This is a genomic window from Lachnospiraceae bacterium GAM79 (genome assembly GCA_020735665.1).
In the GTDB taxonomy this organism is placed as follows: Bacteria; Bacillota; Clostridia; order Lachnospirales; family Lachnospiraceae; genus Coprococcus.
Map to the genome: position 1 here is coordinate 2,747,720 of CP085928.1, position 20,898 is coordinate 2,768,617.

Genomic DNA, 20,898 nt, shown 5'->3' on the forward strand with positions numbered 1-20,898 from the left:
GCCTTTCATTGAAAAAAACTTCTATTACTTAAGAAGCGTTCACATTATAGCATGAGTTTTTTAAAAAGCAAATAGAACAAATAGTCGGTTAGAAAAATGAACAAAGATGTTGATTTTGTGGATAATGTGGAAAAGATGATCGATCGAATATTATTTAATACCATATTTTTGAAAAAGTGGGTAACTTCGGTACTTTCCGGTATATATCAGGTAAAATTTATGTAAACAAACAAATAGAGCCAAATGAGGAAAAGTCGCTCATTTGGCTCTGTGGATAATGTGGATAATTATTTTTTAATAAGCTCATTGCCGATAGAATCGACATTTCCGGCTCCCATAGTTATCAACAAATCATTTTTTTTGCAATTTTTTAATAAATAATTTTCAATGTCTGTAAAGGATGGCAGATAGAACGCATCTGTACCATAGGAAGCGATCTTTTCTGCAAGCTGCTTCGAGGATACAAGACCTGTGTCTTTCTCTCTGGCTGCATAGATGTCAGCAACGATGACATGGTCACAGACACTTAAGACTTTTGCAAAGTCATCGAAAAGTGCGTAAGTTCTGCTGTAGGTATGTGGTTGGAATACACACCATAATTCATGGTAATCGGTATTCTTTGCAGCAGCAAGGGTTGCAGCGATTTCCGTCGGATGATGTGCATAGTCATCCATGACCTTTACATTGTCAAGGATCGTTCCCTTGTATTCGAATCTTCGCTCTGCACCTTTGCAATGAAGCAGACCGGCTTTGATCGCATCGATGTCGATGCCGAGTTCTGTTGCAGCAGCAATAGCAGACAAGGAATTGTATACATTATGCTTTCCGAATACATGAAGTGTGATGTCTGTAATATTTTCCCCGTCGATCACGAGGGTATAGGTAGGACGACCGAATTCATCAAAACGGATATTTGCGGCGCTGTAATGATTCTTTGGGTCTTCACCGAAGGTGATAACCTGACATTTCAGATCTCTTGTTACCGTATCAAAATATTTCATATCACCATTTACAATTACCTTTCCGTTTTCAGGTGTCTTTGTTGCAAACGTATGGAATGATTCAGCAATCTCTTCAATACCACTGAAGAAATCCAAATGATCCGCATCGACATTTAAGATAATACTGATATATGGTGAAAATGCATGAAAACTGTTTGTATACTCGCAGGCTTCTGTTACAAAGTAATCAGAAGAACCTACACGGATATTTCCGCCGATATCATCAATGATTCCACCGACAGAGATTGTCGGATCAACATCAGCTTCTAACATAATATAAGAAAGCATGGCGGTTGTGGTTGTTTTGCCGTGTGTTCCGCTGACGGCGACAGAGTATTTGTAATTGGTCATAATCTGACCCAGAAGCTGTGCTCTTGTCAGCATTGGGATATTTTTAGCTTTTGCAGCCTGAAATTCTTCATTGTCCGGATGGATAGCTGCTGTATAGACGACAAGGTCGATCTGATCTGTAATGTTGCTTGCGGTCTGTCCGATGTTGATCAGAGCGCCCATGTCCGAAAGTTTATCTGTCATATTGGATGCTTTCATATCAGAACCGGTAACTTTGAACCCCTCTTTTATAAGGATCTCTGCAAGACCGCTCATGCTGATACCGCCGATTCCCATAAAATGTACATTTATTGGATGATTAAAATCAATTTTATACATGATGTTTCGCCTTCCTGAAAAGAATATTTGTGAGTATTATAGCATAGATAAAAAAGGAGTGGATTATTTTTTCATAAAAATTGAAAAGTTCAGAATTTAGTGTGCGATGCGGACAAAATGAAAACGAAAAATAGAAAATTATACGGTATCATGTCAAATATAGGCAGATTTCCGTGATTATTAACAGAAATTTGTCGCTTTTTTTGACATGAAAAACATAAATAGTTCACAAATCGTTCATGAAATGTTCACATATATACTGTAACATACATCATGAAAGCTTTTCATATATTTGAATCCTTTCCCCCCTCATTTGGAGCCACCATTTTGGTGGCTCTTTTCTTTTTATTATCGGATGAAAAGCATTATTTATGGAGATGATAATGGTATGTTTGGAGATTTTTTTCGATATTGGGATGAACTGCCGCAAGATGGTGGTTTTCAATTATTTGGATGGATTCATATAGGCTGGCTGGTTGGAATTATATTTGTATGTATAGTGACCGGTTATTATTATAGAAAGGCAGATGCTGCTGTTCAGGACAGAATCCTGAAAATACTGACGGGGATATGTCTGTGTCTGGAATTAGGTAAGGATCTTTATCTTATACTGATCGGGGAGATGGGGATATCATATCTTCCGTTTGAGATGTGCGGACTGGCGATTTTTGTGGAACTGGGATTTGCATTTTTCCACCGGGAATTTCTGGGAGAAATTATGTGCGTGATCAGTATGCCCGGTGCAATGGCAGCACTGTTATTTCCAGACTGGACCAGATATCCGTTATTTAATTATATGCACATTAACACTTTTCTGATACATGGGTTGTTGGTTCTTGTTCCGGTTCTTGTTCTGACATCCGGCAGATACAGACCTTCTATAAAAAGAATCTGGCAGATCTTTTTGTTTTTGTTTACGGTTGTTCCTTCTGTCTATGTTATAAACAGGATCTGGGGCTGTAATTTTATGTTCCTTTGTTACCCATCCAATGGTTCTCCGTTTCTGTCTGTCTATCTGCAGCATGGCTATGTTCCATATTTGATCATATATGCCGTTACAGTCATTCTTTGTATTTTGGTTATATATGGAATACTGGACAAAATCGCTTCCTTTTGTGGTAAAAATGTGGTATACATTAATAGGAAGAATTAGTTGAGAAAAAAGTCATAATAAAAGAAAATATGCGCAGAAAGAACTGTGTATACGGAAGATAGAATACGGAGAATGAGAAAAAATGATAACAAACGATGCGACGCTTTTAAAAGTAAAACATGAAGTATTGTATGAAGTTGCCAAGCTTGCGTATGCCGGACGATTGGAGGAAGAAAGAGACAGTCTTCCTTATAAGATGGTTCCGGGACCGCAGCCGGCGTTTAGATGTTGTATCTACAGGGAACGTGAGGTTATCAGACAGAGAATCCGGCTTGCGGAAGGTAAAGCACCGGGTGCTGAAGATGACGGAAATATCGTACAGGTCATTAATTCTGCCTGTGAAGGATGTCCGATTTCCAGATATGTAGTAACAGATAACTGTCAGAAGTGTATGGGCAAAGCCTGTCAGGCGGCTTGTCGGTTTGGAGCGATCAGCATGGGACGAGATAAGTCCTATATTGATCCATCTAAATGTAAAGAGTGTGGACAGTGTGCAAAAGCCTGTCCTTATAATGCGATCGCAGATCTGGTACGACCTTGCATGAAGAGCTGCCCTGTGGATGCGATCTCGGTGGCCGATAATGGTACCGGTATTGCTGTGATCAATCAAGACAAATGCATCCAGTGTGGATCTTGCGTCCACAAATGCCCGTTTGGCGCGATCGGTTCTAAGACATTTATCGTGGATATCATTAAGAAGATGCGTTCGGATATTAAGGTATTTGCCATGCTTGCACCTGCAACGATCGGTCAGTTTGGTGCAGATATTACGATGGCAAGCTGGAGAACCGCTTTGAAGAAGATTGGTTTTTATGATGTTGTGGATGTATCACTTGGAGCAGATATGACTGCCATGAGTGAGGCAAAGGAATGGATCGAAGCCAAGGAGAAGGGTGAGAAGAAGACAACCTCCTGTTGTCCGGCATTTAAGAACTATATAGAGAAGCATTTTCCGACATTAAAGGATGCGATCTCAGAGACAGTATCACCGATGTGTGCTGTATCCCGTTATATAAAGGAGAAATTCCCGGGGGCAGTTACTGTATTTATCGGACCATGTATTGCGAAGAAAGCCGAATCCATGTCAGGAGAAAAGGATACTGCGGATTATGCACTGACTTATGGTGAGATTCGTGCGATGCTCCGTGCAAAAGGGGTAAAGCTGGAGCCGGAAGAAGATACGGATGATCAGGGCAGTATCTATGGTAAGAAATTTGCAAATGCAGGTGGTGTAACCGCAGCAGTTCTTGAAAGTATGAAAGAACTTGGCTGTACCGGCGATGTATCCGTATGCAAATGCAGTGGCATAACCGAATGCAAGAAAGCATTGACGCTGATGAAGGTCGGAAGACTTCCGGAAGACTTCATCGAAGGTATGGTATGTGAAGGGGGCTGTGTCGGTGGACCATCAAGACATCGTGATCCGAATCTTGCAATGCGGGACAGGAACGCAGCACTTGCGAAATCGTCGGATATATTGATCAAGGACAATCTGGACAAACAGAATGCAGAGTCGGTTGACATGATCCGTTAGTTATAAGAAGGTGATCGTAATATCGGATGAGGGGTCTTTCGATATTACAGGGAAAAGCAGAAACTATTAACAACAAAAGAAAATAAAGAAGAAAGTAAGAAAATTAAATGTCGCCAGACGAAACATAAAATAAGCCCGGCGGCATTTTTTTCGATGGAGGTTACACTCATGGTAGCACAGATTTTGGCACTTGCCATTTTTGTAGTTATGTTTGGATTGATCATATCCGAAAAATTTGAGCGCCATGTTATCACATTGGTATGTGGACTGGCAACACTTGTTCTGGTATTTGGTGTAGCAATGCACAGCATGGATGCGATACTTGAAACATTAAATATCAGAAACATTTTTACACTTTCGTTCTGGTATGAGGCAGGAGCCTCATCCGAGAGTACGGGTGGTATCAACTGGGCCACGATTATCTTTCTTGCGGGAATGATGGTTATGGTAGAAGGTATGGCAAAGGCGGGTTTCTTTCGCTGGCTATGTATGACGATCGCGAAAGCCGTTCGGTATAGGGTCATTCCGATATTTATTACATTCATGATCATGTCATTTGTCCTTGCTATGTTCATTGACAGTATCACGGTTATCCTGTTCTTAGCAGCAGTTACGGTGGAACTGGCGCAGCTTCTGGACTTTAATCCGATTCCGCTGATCCTGTCTGAGATCTTCTGCGCAAATCTGGGTGGATCGGCAACAATGTGTGGTGATCCTCCAAATATCATTGTCGGAACATCCCTTCGGTATTCGTTCTTCGATTTTATTACAAATACCGGCCTGATGGCGGTACTTTCACTGGTGGTTATTATTTTTTACTTTTATTTTTGTTTCAGGAAAGAACTCACTGCATCTTCGGCGTCACAGACTTCGGAGAAAGATCATCCATCACCGGTATCTGCGATCACGGATAAACGGGCATTTGCCATTAGCTGTGTGATCTTTTTATGTGCGGTTACCTTACTTATCACACATGCACAGACCGGACTGACAGTTGCATTTATCGGTCTGTTTATAGCAATACTGGTTCTTCTGACATCAGGAAAGAATATCGGACATATTTTAAAAAATGTAGATTATAAGACGATCCTTTTCTTTATTGGTCTGTTTGTTGTAGTCGGCGGTCTGGAGCAGACCGGTATTCTGGAACTGGCAGCCGGATTTATCGGGAAGGTAAGCCATGGAAATGCCAAGGTAATGATAGCCATTATTATCTGGGTATCCGCGATCGCAAGTGCATTTGTAGATAATATTCCATTTGCCGCAACCATGATCCCGGTTATCAAGACTCTGGCAGCATCGACAGGTGTGAATCTCTCGGTTCTTGCATGGACACTGGCAATGGGTACAGATATCGGTGGAAGTGCGACTCCAATCGGGGCATCGGCAAATGTTGTCGGAATGTCGATCGCGGCAAAAGAAGGTCATCCGATCTCTTGGGGCAAATATTGTAAGGTATCGGCTCCGGCATCCGTTATCGTTATTCTGATCTCGATGGTCTGCATCTATCTGCGATATTTCTAAATTATAATAAAGGTGGAATATAACTGCAACCAGCTAATTATATATTGACATTACCAAAGATTTCGTAATGAGATGCATAGTGCCAGTAAATACGAGTGCCTGTTTGAGTCCGAAGGACGAGTTGGCACAGGAGTATTTACGAATCAGGCATATGCAGCGAATAGAAATCGACGTAAGTCAATATATAATTAGCTGGTTGTAGTTATAATTCCCCCGTTTTTTGTAAAAATGAAATGCAAAAAACTGTTGACAGATAAGTGAAATATGGTACTATAGGTAAAGTGGTTTTTAAAACTACGTTTGAAGTTAACGAAAAACTTGGAATAAAGTCTGGAAAAACCGAGAACGAAGTTGCAAAAACGTGAAAAAAGGAAACACATTTTCATTATATAGATCAGATCATTATTTTACGGAGGAACAGACAGTATGATAACAGAGTTAAAACCGGAAGAAGGAATTGCCGGAAAGTTTGTCAAGACAGCATTTGATGAGAATGGTGTATTAAGCAAGATTGAATTTACAAATGATGAGACCTTTAATTTTGCATTTGATGTAGTGGATGCATTAGCAGAAAAGACACCAGATAAGACAGCATTGATCTATGTGTCCAGAGATAAGGAAGAAAAGAAGTTTACATTTAAAGAGATCAAAGAGTATTCCAATATGGCAGCAAATTATTATAAGAGCCTTGGCATCAAGAAGGGCGACAGAGTGCTGCTTGTATTAAAGCGCCATTATCAGTTCTGGTTTACGATCCTTGCACTTCACAAGATTGGAGCAGTAGCAATTCCTGCAACCAATATCTTAAAGGTAGAAGATTACAGATACAGAATTGAAGCTGCAAATGTAAAGGCTGTTGTATGTACAGCTGATGACAAGATTCCGGATGCAATGGCAGCCATCGATCCGGATGATAAGGTGATCAAGGTTATCGTAAATGGTGAGAGAGAGCATTTCCATCCATTTGATAAAGATATCCTTTCATTCAGCAAAGAATTTGCACGTCCGACAGGTGAAGATACAGTCTATGCACATGATACCATGATCATCATGTTCACATCAGGAACAACCAAGCATCCAAAGATGGTAGCACATAATCATCTGTATGCACTTGGACATTATATTACAGCAAGATATTGGCATAACGTAAAGACGGATGGTATTCATTTTACAGTATCCGATACCGGCTGGGGTAAGGCTCTCTGGGGCAAGCTCTATGGTCAGTGGTTATGTGAGACCTGTATCTTTGTTTATGATTTTGATGTATTCAGTGCAGACAATATCATGAAGCTTGTAGAACAGTACAAGATCACAACCTTCTGTGCGCCACCAACCCTTTACAGAATCCTTGTTAAGATGGATCTAAGCAAATACGACCTTTCCGCACTGACTTACTGCACAACCGCAGGAGAAGCCCTGAATCCGGAAGTATTCTATAAATTCAAAGAGATGACAGGATTTACGATCTTTGAAGGCTTTGGTCAGACAGAGACTACACTTGCGATCGGAAATCTGAAAAATACAACACCGAGACCGGGTTCCATGGGTAAGGCAAGCCCACTCTATGATGTTCACATTATGAGACCGGACGGAACACTTGCTGATGTAGATGAGACCGGAGAGATCGTTATTAAGATTGCAGATGGCGAGCCATATGGTCTGTTCTCTACTTATAATAATAATGAGGAAATGACAAAAGAAGTTAAGCACGATGGTTATTACCACATGGGTGATACCGCATATATGGACAAGGATGGATATTTCTGGTTCGTAGGCCGTGTGGATGATATCATCAAGGTTGCCGGATACCGTGTTGGACCTTTTGAGATTGAAAATGAGATTATGAAGATCCCATATGTTCTGGAATGTGCAGTTACAGCTATACCGGATGGAACCAGAGGACAGGCGATCAAGGCAACGATCGTTCTGACAGAAGGAACGGTTGGCGATGATAATCTGAAGAAAGAGCTGAAGCGTTATTTCAAGGAGAATATGGCGAGCTACAAACGTCCTCGTGTGATCGAATTTGTCGATGAGATGCCAAAGACGATCAGTGGTAAGGTAAGACGTGTAGAGATCAAAGAGAAAGACTGGAAATAAGTCCGGACGATTATCTGCCGGGACAGTTGACAGGCAGATGAAATGACACAGCCTGTGAGAAGCAGGCAGGAAATGGAGATGTTCATAAAATGATAGATATGGAAATTAAGCCATATGAGCGTATGGTTTATTACTATGAAACTGACAGAATGGGAATCGTTCATCATTCCAACTATATCAGATGGTTTGAGGAAGCGAGACTGGACTGGATGAAGCAAGTTGGATGGGATTACAAGACCATCGAGGACGACAATATTATTATTCCGGTATTGTCAGTATCAGCGGAATATAAGACTATGTCCAGATATGGAGATAACGTTGTGATCTATGTAAAGCTTGCAGAGTACACAGGCGTCCGTATTGGATTTTCCTATGAAGTACATGACAAGAAGACCGGAGAGCTTCGGTGCGTCGGCACATCCTGCCATTGTTTGTTGGATGAGAAGAACAAGCCGGTGTTCATGCGGAAACGTTATCCGGAGAAGGATGCGTTCTTCAAGGAACTCATGAAGCAGCAGGCTGAAGAGAATGCGTAAATTACACAATGTAACAAGGGGATAGTCAATATCCATTTTACAGCACACTTGCGTTCGTGTCTCACGTAACGGTACTAAATTCACCGCAGGGGCGGTTCATTAAGGACCGACGTGAGACAAGGTCTGTAAAACGGATATTGACTATCCTCTTTTGTTATATTGTGTAATTTTATTTTGCTGAGCAGTACTGTAAAATGCCCGCACCGTGATCAGATCATTTCTTTATGCAGAACACTTGCGTTCTGTGTCTCACGTAGCGGTACTAAATTCACCGCAGGGCGGTTCATTAAGGGCCGACGTGAAAATAGAACGAAAGTGCTCTGCATAAAGAAATATCTGGACATGGTGTGGGTTTTATAGAATTGCCAAGTTCCCCTGCCAGATCCTCTCTGTTGACACATTGTTTTATAATTGCTAGTATAGGCTTGATATAAGGAATTTTTGTGCGGAATCAGGTATTATGTATGAGCATTATGAATGAGCTTGTTAGGAAAACTTGCTAAGAAAGATTATGAAGATGATGGCTGCAGGGCATGATGTATTTTGAAATGATATGAGGTTAGAATGAGAAAGATGAAGAAAAACAGAGAGAAAATGTATAGATCGCGTTGGACAAAAATAGTTAGTTATATATTGGTAACGGTGATGACTGTTTCTCTGTTTGGGCAGGTTGCTGCGAATGGCACATTTGACGGAACTGGCAAACAGGCAGGCACAGGTACGATTGCAGAGATTAGTCAGGTAGAGGCAGCTTCGGATACTGCCATTGATTATAAGGCGGTTTTGAAAGAGACTTCTGCTGCAATCGAGAAAACATTAGAAATTTCATATGAATATAAATTGCCGATTCATTATGAAAAGAATAAAAAAGGTGAGTATGAAGAAGTAAAGAGAACGGTTAAATGGTGGGGACCGGCAATTGGATCTATTGGTGGGGAATGGACTGTTATCGGCGAGTGCCGTTATGGTATGGAAAATGCACCATGGTATAGGGCATATTATAACAATATAACAGAATATATAAAGGCAACATATAACATAAATAAAGAAAAATATGCAGTAGGAGATTGGGATAATCAGTTTTTAAAACTGCATAAAACAAAAAGTACTGAAAATTCTCGAATTATTCTCGCCCTTACATCTATGGGGCTTGATGCATCTGATATAGAGGGATATGATCTGACCGGTGTGCTGTCAGATATGACATATGTAAAAAAACAGGGAATCAATGGACCAATATTTGCATTGATCGCACTTGATTCGGGTAATTATGAGATCAAACCGCTTGCATCGGGAACAGCTAAGACACAGGTGACAAGAGAGAAACTGGTTACTTATATTCTGAATAATGAACTGAAGAATGGCGGCTTTTGTCTGTCGGGTACATCACCGGACCCGGATGTCACAGCGATGGCATTGCAGGCACTTGTTCCATATTATAAGGGAAGTACAGATGTTAGCGAACAGGTACGCGGTCAGGTGACAGAAGCTGTAAACCGTGGAATCGGTGTGCTGTCAGAGATACAGAATGAAGATGGAACATACAGCAGCTGGGGAACGAAAAATGCAGAGAGTACGGCACAGGTACTGGTTGCCTTATCCGGTTTGGGCTTGGATGGTGATACAGATGTTCGTTTTATAAAAAACGGACATTCTGTACTGGATGGTTTAGAGCAGTTTTATCTGACGGGAAAAGGTGCATTTGAGCATGTGGCTTCCGATGGTGGCAATCAGATGGCGACAGAACAGGCATTTTATGCGCTGGTATCCTATGACAGATATAAGAATAATAAAAATACTTTATACAATATGACAGATGCGGTGGATGCTCGTGTCATGGATCTTGCAGATTGTCAGGTGAAGATTTCCCGGACGACATACACATATGCAGGCAAGGCGATAACGCCTGCCGTCACTGTCCGCATGACAGGAATTGATGGAATATCAAAAGAACTGACTGCAGGAACAGATTATACAGTGACATATAAGAATAATACGAAGCCGGGAAAGGCGACTGTTCAGATATCAGGAACAGGAATGTATAAGGGAATGGTATCGAAGACAGTGTCTGTTTATCCGGCAAAGGCATCTGTGAAATCCGTCACAAATACCAAAAAAGGTCTGACTGTAACATGGAAGAAGGTAACAGGAGCAGACAAGTATATCTTATATCGTAAGGCAGGTTCCGGGGCATATAAGAAATATAAAACCGTTTCCGGTGCAAAGACTTCTTATGTGGATACCGGTGCAAAAAACGGTACGACATATTCTTATAAGGTATGCGCCTATACTGCAGGTCTGCAGGGTAAAAATGCGAATACAAAGGCGGCATGCCGCGTGACTGCGGTTACTGCAAAGGCAGCAAAGGCAGGAAAAAGAAAGCTGTCTGTGTCATGGAAGAAGAACAGTAAGGCGAGCGGATATCAGATCAGGTACAGCTTGAAATCTTCATTTAGCGGAGCAAAGACAGTAATGGTCAGATCAGGAAAGACAACGACCAAAAAACTGACCGGTCTGAAACGAAGAAAACGGTATTATATAACAGTGCGGGCATATAAGACGGTGAAGGGTAAGAAATATTACAGCAGCTGGAGTAAGAAGATAAGATATGGCGTGGATTAAGAAACATCTGAAAAAGATAATAGGAATTCTGGTTGTACTGCTTATACTTGTCGGTGCGTACTGGTATGGAGGAAATGCACCCGGCTCCAGGGGATTTGGAAGGCCGGGAACGACTTCTGAAAATACAGAGAGTACGACACAGGAAGCGGTTTCCGGGGAAGCTTCAGATACAGAAGATGCTGATGCGGAAATATCGGATGATGCGGAATGGGATGACTCATCATCGTCAGGACAGGGTTCAATAAAGAAAAATCATAGTAAAAGGGATACGAAAAAAGACGATAAGGGATCAGAAAAGGACAAGTCCGGAATCGTAACTCCGGATTATTCCGCCACGACGCAGGAGCATAAAAATGGAGATACGGATGTATCGGAGGATCCGGGGACAGATTCATCACAGAGTACGGACAATAAGACTCCGTCAAATGGTGGCGGTTCATCGAAAAAAGACGGTTCAGGAACAGAACAGAGCGGACCGACGGAGCAGCCGGATACAGAGGTACCAACGACGGAGCAGCCGGGAGTACAGTCACCGACCACCACGGAGCAGACGTCGGAAGACACTGTATATACTTGTACCATATCAATTAATTGCAGTAATATTTTATCGAACTGGGATATCTTTGATAAGACGAAGGCATCCTGTGTTCCTTCAGATGGCTGGGTCCTTCGTGAGATGATGGTTGAATTTAAGAAGGGACAGACGGTTTTCGATGTGTTAAAGAATGTGACCCGGACAAGAGCCATTCAGATGGAATATTCATTTACGGCATTGTACGGAAGCTATTATATAGAGGGAATCAATAATCTTTATGAGTTTGACTGTGGTGAGCTGTCAGGCTGGGAATACTGCGTAAATGGGAAGTTCCCTGCATTTGGATGCTCAAAATATGTTCTGAAGGATGGAGATAAGATAGAATGGAAGTATACCTGTGATCTGGGCGCGGATGTCGGAAACCCATATTTTGAATAGGGAATACAGGAAGTATCGGCTTCGGACGACAGAGATTAATAAGGCAGAGGTTAATGGGACAGAATTTGATAAAACAGGAGATATCAGTGGGAAAAGAAAATCAGGATGCATTTGCAGATTGTCATCCAATCGTTAATTTCATATATTTTGTCAGTGTGATCGCATTTGGAATGATGTCATTACATCCGGTGTGTCTGATGATAGCATTTATGGGAGCATTTGCATATTCGGTCTGCCTTGGTGGAAGAAAAGCGGTTTTGCGGAATCTACGATACATGATACCGGTCATAATCCTGACGGCACTGATCAATCCGGCATTCAGTCATCAGGGAGTTACGGTATTATGGCATTTTCCGACAGGAAATGCATTGACGCTGGAATCCATACTGTATGGACTTGCGGCAGCAGGGATGCTTGTGACTGTGCTTTGTTGGTTTGCGTCTCTTAATCGTGTGCTGACATCGGATAAGATGATCTATTTATTTGGAAGATTTGCACCATACCTGTCTTTGGTCATATCTATGACATTGAAATTTTTCCCGGAGTTTGGAGCAAGGATCCGTCAGGTATATCAGGCACAGAAATGTGCAGGATTTATAGTAGAAGGTAGATATTTTAAACGTATAAGGACAGGTATGCGGGTAATTTCATCTGCGACGACCTGGGCACTTGAACGTGCGGTCATTACCGGAGACAGTATGCGCAGCCGGGGATATGGAATCGGAAGACGTACGGCCTTTTCTCTGTTCCGTTTTCACAGGCGGGATGCGGTCTGTCTGGCAGGAATATTGATCCTTGCAGGTATGACATTGGCAGGGTTCTTATCGGGGCAGATGGCGATGCGGTATTATCCGTATGTGGCTGTGGCGGCATGGAATATCCGGTCGAAAGTTGCATTTGGAAGTTATCTGGTTCTGGCAGTATGGCCGACCGGTATGCATATAGCAGAGGTATTGATGTGGAAGAAAAGATGCCGTGTGATGCAGTCGGGAGATACTATTGAGGCGGCAGTAGGCAGCCGGTAATACTTATTGGAGAAGAATATGAGTTTGTATGAGATAAAAGGTCTGACATTTGCATATCCTGATATCATATCAGAGCGTGACGATATATATCTTGATCCCTGTTTAAATGATATAAATATTACGATCGAACAGGGAGAATTCGTTGTGGTTGCAGGTGGTTCCGGGAGTGGAAAAACCACATTGCTCAGACAGTTGAAGCCCGTGCTGACACCGAGAGGAAAAAGAGAGGGAGCAATTACCTTTGCGGGGCAGGAGCTTTCTCAGATGGATGAGAAAATGCAGACGCAGAAGATAGGATTCGTCATGCAGGATGTGGATGCGCAGCTGGTGACGGACAAGGTCTGGCATGAGCTTGCATTTGGACTGGAGAGCCTGAGACTTCCGACAGAGACAATCCGAAAACGTGTTGCAGAGATGTGTTCTTTTTTTGGATTGAATTCAATTTTTCATAAAAAAGTAAATGAGCTGTCCGGTGGACAGAAGCAGTTAGTGAATCTTGCATCTGTGCTTGCGCTGTCACCTGATGTAGTGATTCTGGATGAACCGGCCAGTCAATTGGATCCGATGGCGGCGCGTGATTTCTTCCGATGCCTGGAACGGATCAATAAGGAGCTTGGAATTACGATCATTATTACGGAGCACAGACTGGAAGAGCTGTGGGCGATGTGTGACCGTTTTATACTGCTTGATCATGGAATGGTCTTATATGATGGAACGATACAGGAAGGGGTGCATACTCTGTATGAGACAGAACCATCTATCGAGCTTCCTGCGGCATGCAGGATCGCACTTGGTTTACAGGAAAAAGAACAGGTTCCGGTGACTGTTACAGATGGAAGAAACTGGCTTATCCGATATGACCGGGAACATGAACAAATTGACGAAGTGACCACACGGGCATATAAGGGCGAGCATAAGATCATAGAGATAAAGGATGTATTCTTTCGATATGATCGGATGGCGTGTGATGTGCTGCATGGACTTAATCTGTCTGTCTATGAGGGTGAGATCCTTGCAATTAACGGCAGCAATGGATGTGGCAAATCCACCCTGCTTTCATTAATTGCCGGTGCGGGTATACCTTATCGGGGCAGAATCCGGATTGGAAAAGGGAAAAAGGTCGGACTGCTTCCGCAGGACCCGAAGCTGTTATTTACGGCATCCACTGTACGGGGAGAACTTGGAATTGAAAAAAATAGCAACGGTGCGGTGGCGCAGGATAAGACCGGACAGAGTAGTAGATATCGAATCACGGAGCTTTGCGGATTGACGAAGCTTCTTGAACGTCATCCATATGATCTGTCCGGTGGTGAACAGCAACGGCTGGGACTGGCAAGAGTATTGATCGGGATGCCGGATGTTATATTGATGGATGAACCGACAAAAGGGATGGATGCGGAATTCAAGCAGACCTTTGCGGAAATCCTCAGAAAATTACAGATGCAGGGATGTACCATCGTGATCGTGAGTCATGACATCGAATTCTGTGCACAGACTGCGGATCAGGTCTGCCTGATCTTTGATGGAGAGACAGCAGTTGTAAACGGTGTAACGGAATATTTTACAGGGAATGAATTCTATACCACGGCAGCGGCAAGAATTGCCAGAGGTATTGTGGATCATGCTGTTACGGTTAAAGACGTTCTTGCGGTGTATGGGAAAAACACAGATCGGTCAGGCACGGATGCAGGAGCTTCACGGAAAAAAGCGGATAAAACGCTAACAGATATAGAAGATTCCGAACAGACAGAAAAGAACACAGGCAAGCATAAACAGTCAGGTGTGAAATCCGGACAAATAGAAGATAAACAGCACAAGAGCATAGTGTCAGGTAAGGCTGCATTTGTACACAGACTAGGTCTGATGATAACAACGCTTGTTATGGCGGCCTGCTTTATCATAACGATTCGCCAGTCTGATCTTACCCGCTTGATCGATGATGGCAGGGTGACATCGGAGGGTATTATGTATATAGGGATATATGTGATCTTTATATTGACGATCGGGCTTTTTCTCTGTCTGTTGCGTCCTCTGGCAAAGGCACAGGACAGGGAGATTGAACGAAGAAAACGGTACCATATCAGCCGGAAGAATATGATAGTAACGATTGCCTGTATTCTGGCAGCCGCAGCTACGATCTGGATGGGAAAAGCTGTACTGTCGGATAGAAAGTATTATTTTATCTCGCTTTTGGTTTTGATCGAGATGATGATACCGTTTGGAGTGGCATTTGAAACCCGAAAGGTATCGGCAAGAGATCTGGTAACGGTTGCTGTCTTATGTGCACTGGCAGCAGTAGGAAGAACCGCATTTTTTATGATACCGAATTTTAATCCGGTTATAGCAATTGTGATCATAAGCGGAGTGGCATTTGGCTGCGAAACCGGATTTATTACAGGAGCAGTCACGATGCTGGTGTCAAATATGGTATTTGGTCAGGGACCATGGACACCATGGCAGATGTTTTCGATGGGACTGGTAGGATTTGCCGCCGGGCTTATCTTTAATAATTCAAAGATTCGGGGAGAACAACTGACGCGTCTCTCCCTTTGCGTATTTGGTGGATTTTGTTGTATTATAATATATGGCGGCATTATGAATCCTGCATCCGTGATCATGTGGCAGCCGACGGTCAATCTGCAGATGATCATTGCTGCTTATGTGACGGGATTTCCGTTTGATGTTGTACAGGGATTTGCCACTGTGTTATTTCTCTGGCTTATGGCTTGCCCGTTTCTGGAGAAATTAGACCGAATCAAGATAAAATATGGAGTATTGTGTGAGGTAAAAGAACATGCTTAGAAATTGTAGCTTGGATGAGATATCGGATGGACGTCTGTATGAAGCAAATGATATGGTAAAAGCATATTGTAATGAATGTAAGGGATGCCATGCCTGTTGTGAAGGGATGGGTGAATCGATTATTTTAGATCCTTTAGATATATACCGTCTGACGAAGGAGACAGGAAAAAGTTTTGAAGCCCTGCTTGCCGATACAATCGAACTGAACGTAGTGGATGGACTGATCCTTCCGAATATCAAGATGGTAGATGGGAAATGTTCATTTTTGAATGAAGCGGGAAGATGCAGTATCCATGCGGCACGTCCGGGCTTCTGTCGTTTGTTCCCTCTTGGACGATATTATGAGGATGGCGGTTTCAAATATTTCCTCCAGATTCATGAGTGTGAGCGTGCGGGAAAGGTGAAGGTGAAGGTGTCAAAGTGGATCGATACACCGGATCTTCAGAAGAACACGGAATATATCAATCGTTGGCATGATTTTCTGAAACAAGTGCAGGAGTATATGTGCAAACTGCCTGCAGCAAACGATGAAGCAAAAGCGGATGACCAGACCAGACAGATCTGTATGCTGATATTGAATCTGATGTATATTGCGAGGTATGAGGATCAGAAGGATTTTTATGAGCAATTTGAAGGTCGAATCGTAAATCTGGAAAAACTGATAGAACATTTGGGGTAGGAACGGATATCAGTGTTGGGGAAGGTGATGGAAAATGGAAAAACGATCATTTCAGAAATTAATTATGTATATTAGTATTGTTCTGATATTTATAGCGGCTGTGGTTCTTGTGTTTTGTGCAAGAGAGGTAAAAAACACGACAGAACAGGTGAATGATACTATAAAGAGTAATCTGGATTATGCTTCTGTTTCCTGTGAAAATATCTTAACGGATGCGGTTAATGTACTGAATGTAAATTATTTTACCGCTCAATATATTCATGAGAAAAATGAGGATAATGCTATGTTGAAGGAATATTTTGTTGAGCAGACAGAATATCTGAAGGACAGACTTGGATTATCTTATCTCGGCATATATGGATATATTGATGGAGAATTGATGCTGAGTGGGCAGTGGATGCCGCCGGCCGATTATCATGTAGAGGATCGGCTCTGGTATCGGGAGATCGTAGCAAATGGAACAGATCTGACATTTGTAACGCCATATATCGATATGAAGACGGGAAAACAGGTATTGACCATTGGAAGAACAATGGAAAACGGAACAGACATGGTCGGGGTAGATCTGGACATAAAAAATCTGTCAGAAATGCTGCAGATGCTGCAAAATGATATTGGCGATTTATATATTGTCAATTCATCCGGAATTATTGAGGCCGGCACTGATTTTGATATGGTTGGAAGCAGCCTGACGGATTATTACGGAAAAAATGAAAAGACGCAGTCCTATGAAGATAAGATAAATGAAGAATTGGAACAGAATAGCGACATTGTATCCTATAAGACGGCTTCATCATGGATATCGGTCAAGCCTATCATGAATGATTGGTATGTAGTATCAATTATCAATAAAGATAGTATTAATTGGCTTATAGCAAGAAATGCGATACCATCTGCGGTTAATCTTATAACTGTTTTGGTCGTATTTTTCATGCTCTATCTGAATTTATTTGTTCGGTTGCACAGAACTAAAGATCAGACAGGAACAGAGAAGCTTGAAGTATATCGATATTCCTCCGGAGCGGTACTGGAAGATGATAAACGCTTAAAATATATGGTATTTTACACATATTTGTTACTGATCTGTTTTTTTGTTACGGCATTTCTTCGTTATGAAAGCGGAGCGGGTTTTGTCATTATAACATTTTGTACGGTCCCCGTCTGTATATATGTGACTTGTTCCAAAAAAACACCCGTTAAGGCGCATGGCTTCTGTATGACGGGCTGCCTGTTTATGATAATTGCCATGTATGGACTTCTGCCGGATGGACACAATCGTTTGACGGATATGTTCCTGACAGCCATGGTTATTATTTCGTTATACCAGATGGTTGAATTGAATATATTTATGCTGGTCAGTACAGAGATTTATTATCTGTATGCTCTGTTGTCAGATCATATGCAGGATGCATCAGGTGGAAGAGATATTGATGACTGTATAACGGATATGATAATTATTTTGCTTGGAAGCTTAATGCTGTTAGTGGTAATTGCCTGGAATAAGAGGCTTCAGATCCGGTTGAAACAAAATGCACAGGAAGCAGAGGAAGCGGCAAACAGTGAGTCGGCGTTTCTGGCAAATATATCTCATGAGATACGGACTCCTTTAAATGCGATACTTGGTATGAATGAACTGGTTTTGCGTGAGAGCAGACAGCCTCATATCAAAGAGTATGCAATGTATATAAAGAATTCAGGCAAAACATTACTTACGATCATCAGTGATATTCTGGATCTGTCGAAGATTGAATCCGGAAAGGTTGATATCATAATAGAGAGATACAGCCTGAGCAGTCTGATAGAAGATGTTGAACGATCGATCCAGAAACGGGTAATGGAAAAAAACCTTCAGTTTAACATATCGGTTTCGCCATATATGCATGAGTATCTGCAAGGCGATGAAGTCCGAATTAAACAGATCATTATGAATCTTCTGACAAATGCAGTGAAATATACAGAAAAGGGATGTATCAGTCTTCGGATCACGGGTGAAAGTCAGGATACTATCCAGAAACTGTTCATAGAGGTGGCGGATACCGGCATCGGAATGCGGGATGAGGATCTCGGAAAATTATTTACGAAATTTGAACGGTTTGATCTGAAACGGAATCGTTCGGTAGAAGGAACCGGTCTGGGACTTCCGATTGTAAAAAGCCTTCTTGATGCCATGGGAGGAACTATACAAGTACAAAGTGTATATGGAAAGGGATCAACATTTACCGTAGCTCTGACACAGAAGATTGCAGATGAAGAACCGGTTGGTGACTACAGGGAAAGATACAAAAAACAGATTCAGACGGAAATAGCTTATCACGAAATGTTTCATGCAGAGCGAGCACATGTTCTTGTTGTGGATGATAATGAGGTAAATCTGAAGATCATAGAAGGGCTTGCTAAAAGAACCGGAATACAGATGGATATGACTACCAGTGCAAAGCAGGGACTTGCCATGATCAGAAAGCAGGAATATCAGTTATTTTTAATTGACCATATGATGCCTGAGATGGACGGACTGATCATGCTCCAGAAGATAAAAGGTATGGATGGTGGAAAATACAAGCATATCCCGGCAATCGCCATTACGGCGAATGCACTCTCTGATGCGAAACAGATGTATCTGGATGCAGGTTTCAATGGATATCTTTCGAAACCGATCGATCCGGAACGATTTGAACGTATTCTGATGGAGAATCTTCCGGATGAGTATATTACAGTATGTGATAAAATGGATGCAGAAGCTCATAAATCTGATGTTCCGGCAACACAGATCAACATTCCCGGAATTGATGCAGAGAAAGGTCTGTCTTATATAGGCAATAGCGAGGAACTCTATATCGATCTTTTACAGACTTATTTGACCGGAAGCGAAGAACGTATACAAAAGCTGGACGCCGGCAGAAAAAACAGAGATCTGCAGGCATACGAGATTGCGATCCATGGCCTGAAAGGAATCTCGGCCAGTATAGGAGCGGATGATATGGCTCAAGCGGCTGCGAGACTGGAGGTTGCATGCCGGCATGAAGAAACGGCATGGACGGAGATAGACCGGGAACATGCGGATACAATGCGTCGATACAGAGACCTTTTGAGACAGATAAAAAAATGGCTTGCGAATATAGAATCAGATGGTACAATAGAAACTACAGGAGTCACAGATATAACAGAAGTGCTTATAATACTCGACAGAATGAAACAGGAAGTCTATGATTACCGGGAACAGGCGGCATGTGAGGATTTGAAAAAGCTATATCACATTAAAGTGCCGGCGATCCAAAAAGAATTGGGAACCGGATATTTTGGCATTCTGGACAGACTGCATACATATATATCAGATTATGATATGGATAAGGCATATGATGTGATTGAAAAACTCGAGACGGATATTAGGAGGATGCTTTAGTGAAAAGGACAGTTTTGGTTATAGATGATGACAAGGTGATATTGGATATGATACAGGGTGTTCTTGCAGACAAATTTGATGTGTCTGCGGTAAATGATGGACAAAAGGCATTCCGCGTACTGGAGCGTGTACGTCCGGATATTATTCTTCTGGATCTGAAGATGCCCGGAATGGATGGGTATGATGTGATATCCAGACTGAAGGTAAATCAGGAGTATAAGAATATTCCGGTAATCTTTCTGACTGCGGTAACAGATGAATATTCCGAAACGAAATGTTTTGAAGCCGGTGCAGAAGATTATATCTGTAAACCATTTACAGCGAATGCGCTCACAGCTCGTATAGAGCGCGTATTAAATATACAGGATTGTGTACTTTCATAATAGGGTAGAAACCATGGGAAAAGAAACTAAGACAAATGCTATGCGTATTCTGGATCGTATGAAGATTCCATATACGCTGAATCAATATCAGTGTGATGAATTTATAGATGGTGTTCATGTAGCAGATCTGCTTGGACAGAGTTATGACGAAAGCTTTAAGACGATTGTAACGATTGGGAAAAGCCGGTCATATTATGTATTTGCACTTCCAATCGATAAGGAGATTGACCTGAAAAAGGCAGCTAAAGTAGTAGGAGAAAAGAATCTGGAACTGCTTCCGGTCAAGGATATCAATAAAGTGACCGGTTATATCAGAGGCGGTTGTACACCGATCGGAATGAAAAAGCAGTACAAAACAGTTATACACGAAAGCGCAAAACTGCTTCCGCAGATGATCGTATCAGGTGGAAAACTGGGAGAACAGATTTTGTTGAAACCGGATGACCTGCTTCGTGCGGTGAACGGAGTGTATGCGGATATTATAAAGGAGTAAGTTA

General features: G+C 42.1%; 14 protein-coding genes. 13 read left to right on the plus strand and 1 reads right to left on the minus strand.

Annotated features, from left to right (window positions below; translation table 11 throughout):
* Positions 1 to 287: 287 nt before the first annotated feature.
* The gene (murC, locus tag LK416_12285) at positions 288 to 1,670 is read right to left on the minus strand and encodes a UDP-N-acetylmuramate--L-alanine ligase (protein UEA74421.1); all 1,383 of its coding nucleotides are present in this window, start codon (positions 1,668 to 1,670) and stop codon (positions 288 to 290) included.
* A gap of 388 nt (positions 1,671 to 2,058) precedes the next feature.
* Here murC and LK416_12290 point away from each other — a divergent pair, with 388 nt between their 5' ends.
* The 13 genes from LK416_12290 (at position 2,059) to ybaK (ending at position 20,894) form a co-directional block, all read left to right on the plus strand.
* On the plus strand, positions 2,059 to 2,823 hold the full coding sequence (locus LK416_12290) for a YwaF family protein (GenBank protein ID UEA74422.1): 765 nt from the start codon (positions 2,059 to 2,061) through the stop codon (positions 2,821 to 2,823).
* Positions 2,824 to 2,905: 82 nt separating this feature from the next.
* Entirely contained in the window at positions 2,906 to 4,357 is a 1,452-nt protein-coding gene (locus LK416_12295) for a 4Fe-4S dicluster domain-containing protein (protein ID UEA74423.1), read from the plus strand.
* Positions 4,358 to 4,525: 168 nt separating this feature from the next.
* The gene (locus tag LK416_12300; protein UEA74424.1) at positions 4,526 to 5,881 is read left to right on the plus strand and encodes an ArsB/NhaD family transporter; all 1,356 of its coding nucleotides are present in this window, start codon (positions 4,526 to 4,528) and stop codon (positions 5,879 to 5,881) included.
* 426 nt (positions 5,882 to 6,307) lie between these two features.
* The gene (locus LK416_12305; protein UEA74425.1) at positions 6,308 to 7,981 is read left to right on the plus strand and encodes an AMP-binding protein; all 1,674 of its coding nucleotides are present in this window, start codon (positions 6,308 to 6,310) and stop codon (positions 7,979 to 7,981) included.
* An 89-nt stretch (positions 7,982 to 8,070) separates the two neighbouring features.
* A complete protein-coding gene (locus tag LK416_12310) occupies positions 8,071 to 8,517 on the plus strand; it encodes an acyl-CoA thioesterase (GenBank protein ID UEA74426.1) in 447 nt (148 codons plus the stop codon).
* A gap of 564 nt (positions 8,518 to 9,081) precedes the next feature.
* Positions 9,082 to 11,139, plus strand: a complete 2,058-nt coding sequence (locus LK416_12315) for a fibronectin type III domain-containing protein (protein UEA74427.1) — start codon at positions 9,082 to 9,084, stop codon at positions 11,137 to 11,139.
* Complete coding sequence (locus tag LK416_12320) at positions 11,126 to 12,112, plus strand: DUF4430 domain-containing protein (GenBank protein UEA74428.1); 987 nt, start codon at positions 11,126 to 11,128, stop codon at positions 12,110 to 12,112. The genes LK416_12315 and LK416_12320 overlap by 14 nt, the downstream gene beginning before the upstream one ends.
* A gap of 86 nt (positions 12,113 to 12,198) precedes the next feature.
* Positions 12,199 to 13,137, plus strand: coding sequence for an energy-coupling factor transporter transmembrane protein EcfT (locus LK416_12325; protein UEA74429.1), 939 nt, complete (start codon positions 12,199 to 12,201; stop codon positions 13,135 to 13,137).
* Between the two features lie 18 nt (positions 13,138 to 13,155).
* The gene (locus LK416_12330) at positions 13,156 to 15,939 is read left to right on the plus strand and encodes an ATP-binding cassette domain-containing protein (protein UEA74430.1); all 2,784 of its coding nucleotides are present in this window, start codon (positions 13,156 to 13,158) and stop codon (positions 15,937 to 15,939) included.
* Entirely contained in the window at positions 15,932 to 16,618 is a 687-nt protein-coding gene (locus tag LK416_12335; protein UEA74431.1) for a YkgJ family cysteine cluster protein, read from the plus strand. Before LK416_12330 ends, LK416_12335 begins: the two co-directional genes overlap by 8 nt.
* Positions 16,619 to 16,652: 34 nt before the next feature.
* Positions 16,653 to 20,018: a response regulator gene (locus LK416_12340; GenBank protein UEA74432.1), complete on the plus strand. Its 3,366-nt coding sequence runs from the start codon at positions 16,653 to 16,655 to the stop codon at positions 20,016 to 20,018.
* Positions 20,018 to 20,401 carry a response regulator gene (locus LK416_12345; protein UEA74433.1) on the plus strand — a complete coding sequence of 128 codons (384 nt, stop codon included), beginning with the start codon at positions 20,018 to 20,020 and terminating at the stop codon, positions 20,399 to 20,401. The genes LK416_12340 and LK416_12345 overlap by 1 nt, the downstream gene beginning before the upstream one ends.
* A 13-nt stretch (positions 20,402 to 20,414) precedes the next feature.
* Positions 20,415 to 20,894 carry a Cys-tRNA(Pro) deacylase gene (ybaK, locus tag LK416_12350; GenBank protein ID UEA74434.1) on the plus strand — a complete coding sequence of 160 codons (480 nt, stop codon included), beginning with the start codon at positions 20,415 to 20,417 and terminating at the stop codon, positions 20,892 to 20,894.
* Positions 20,895 to 20,898: the final 4 nt, after the last annotated feature.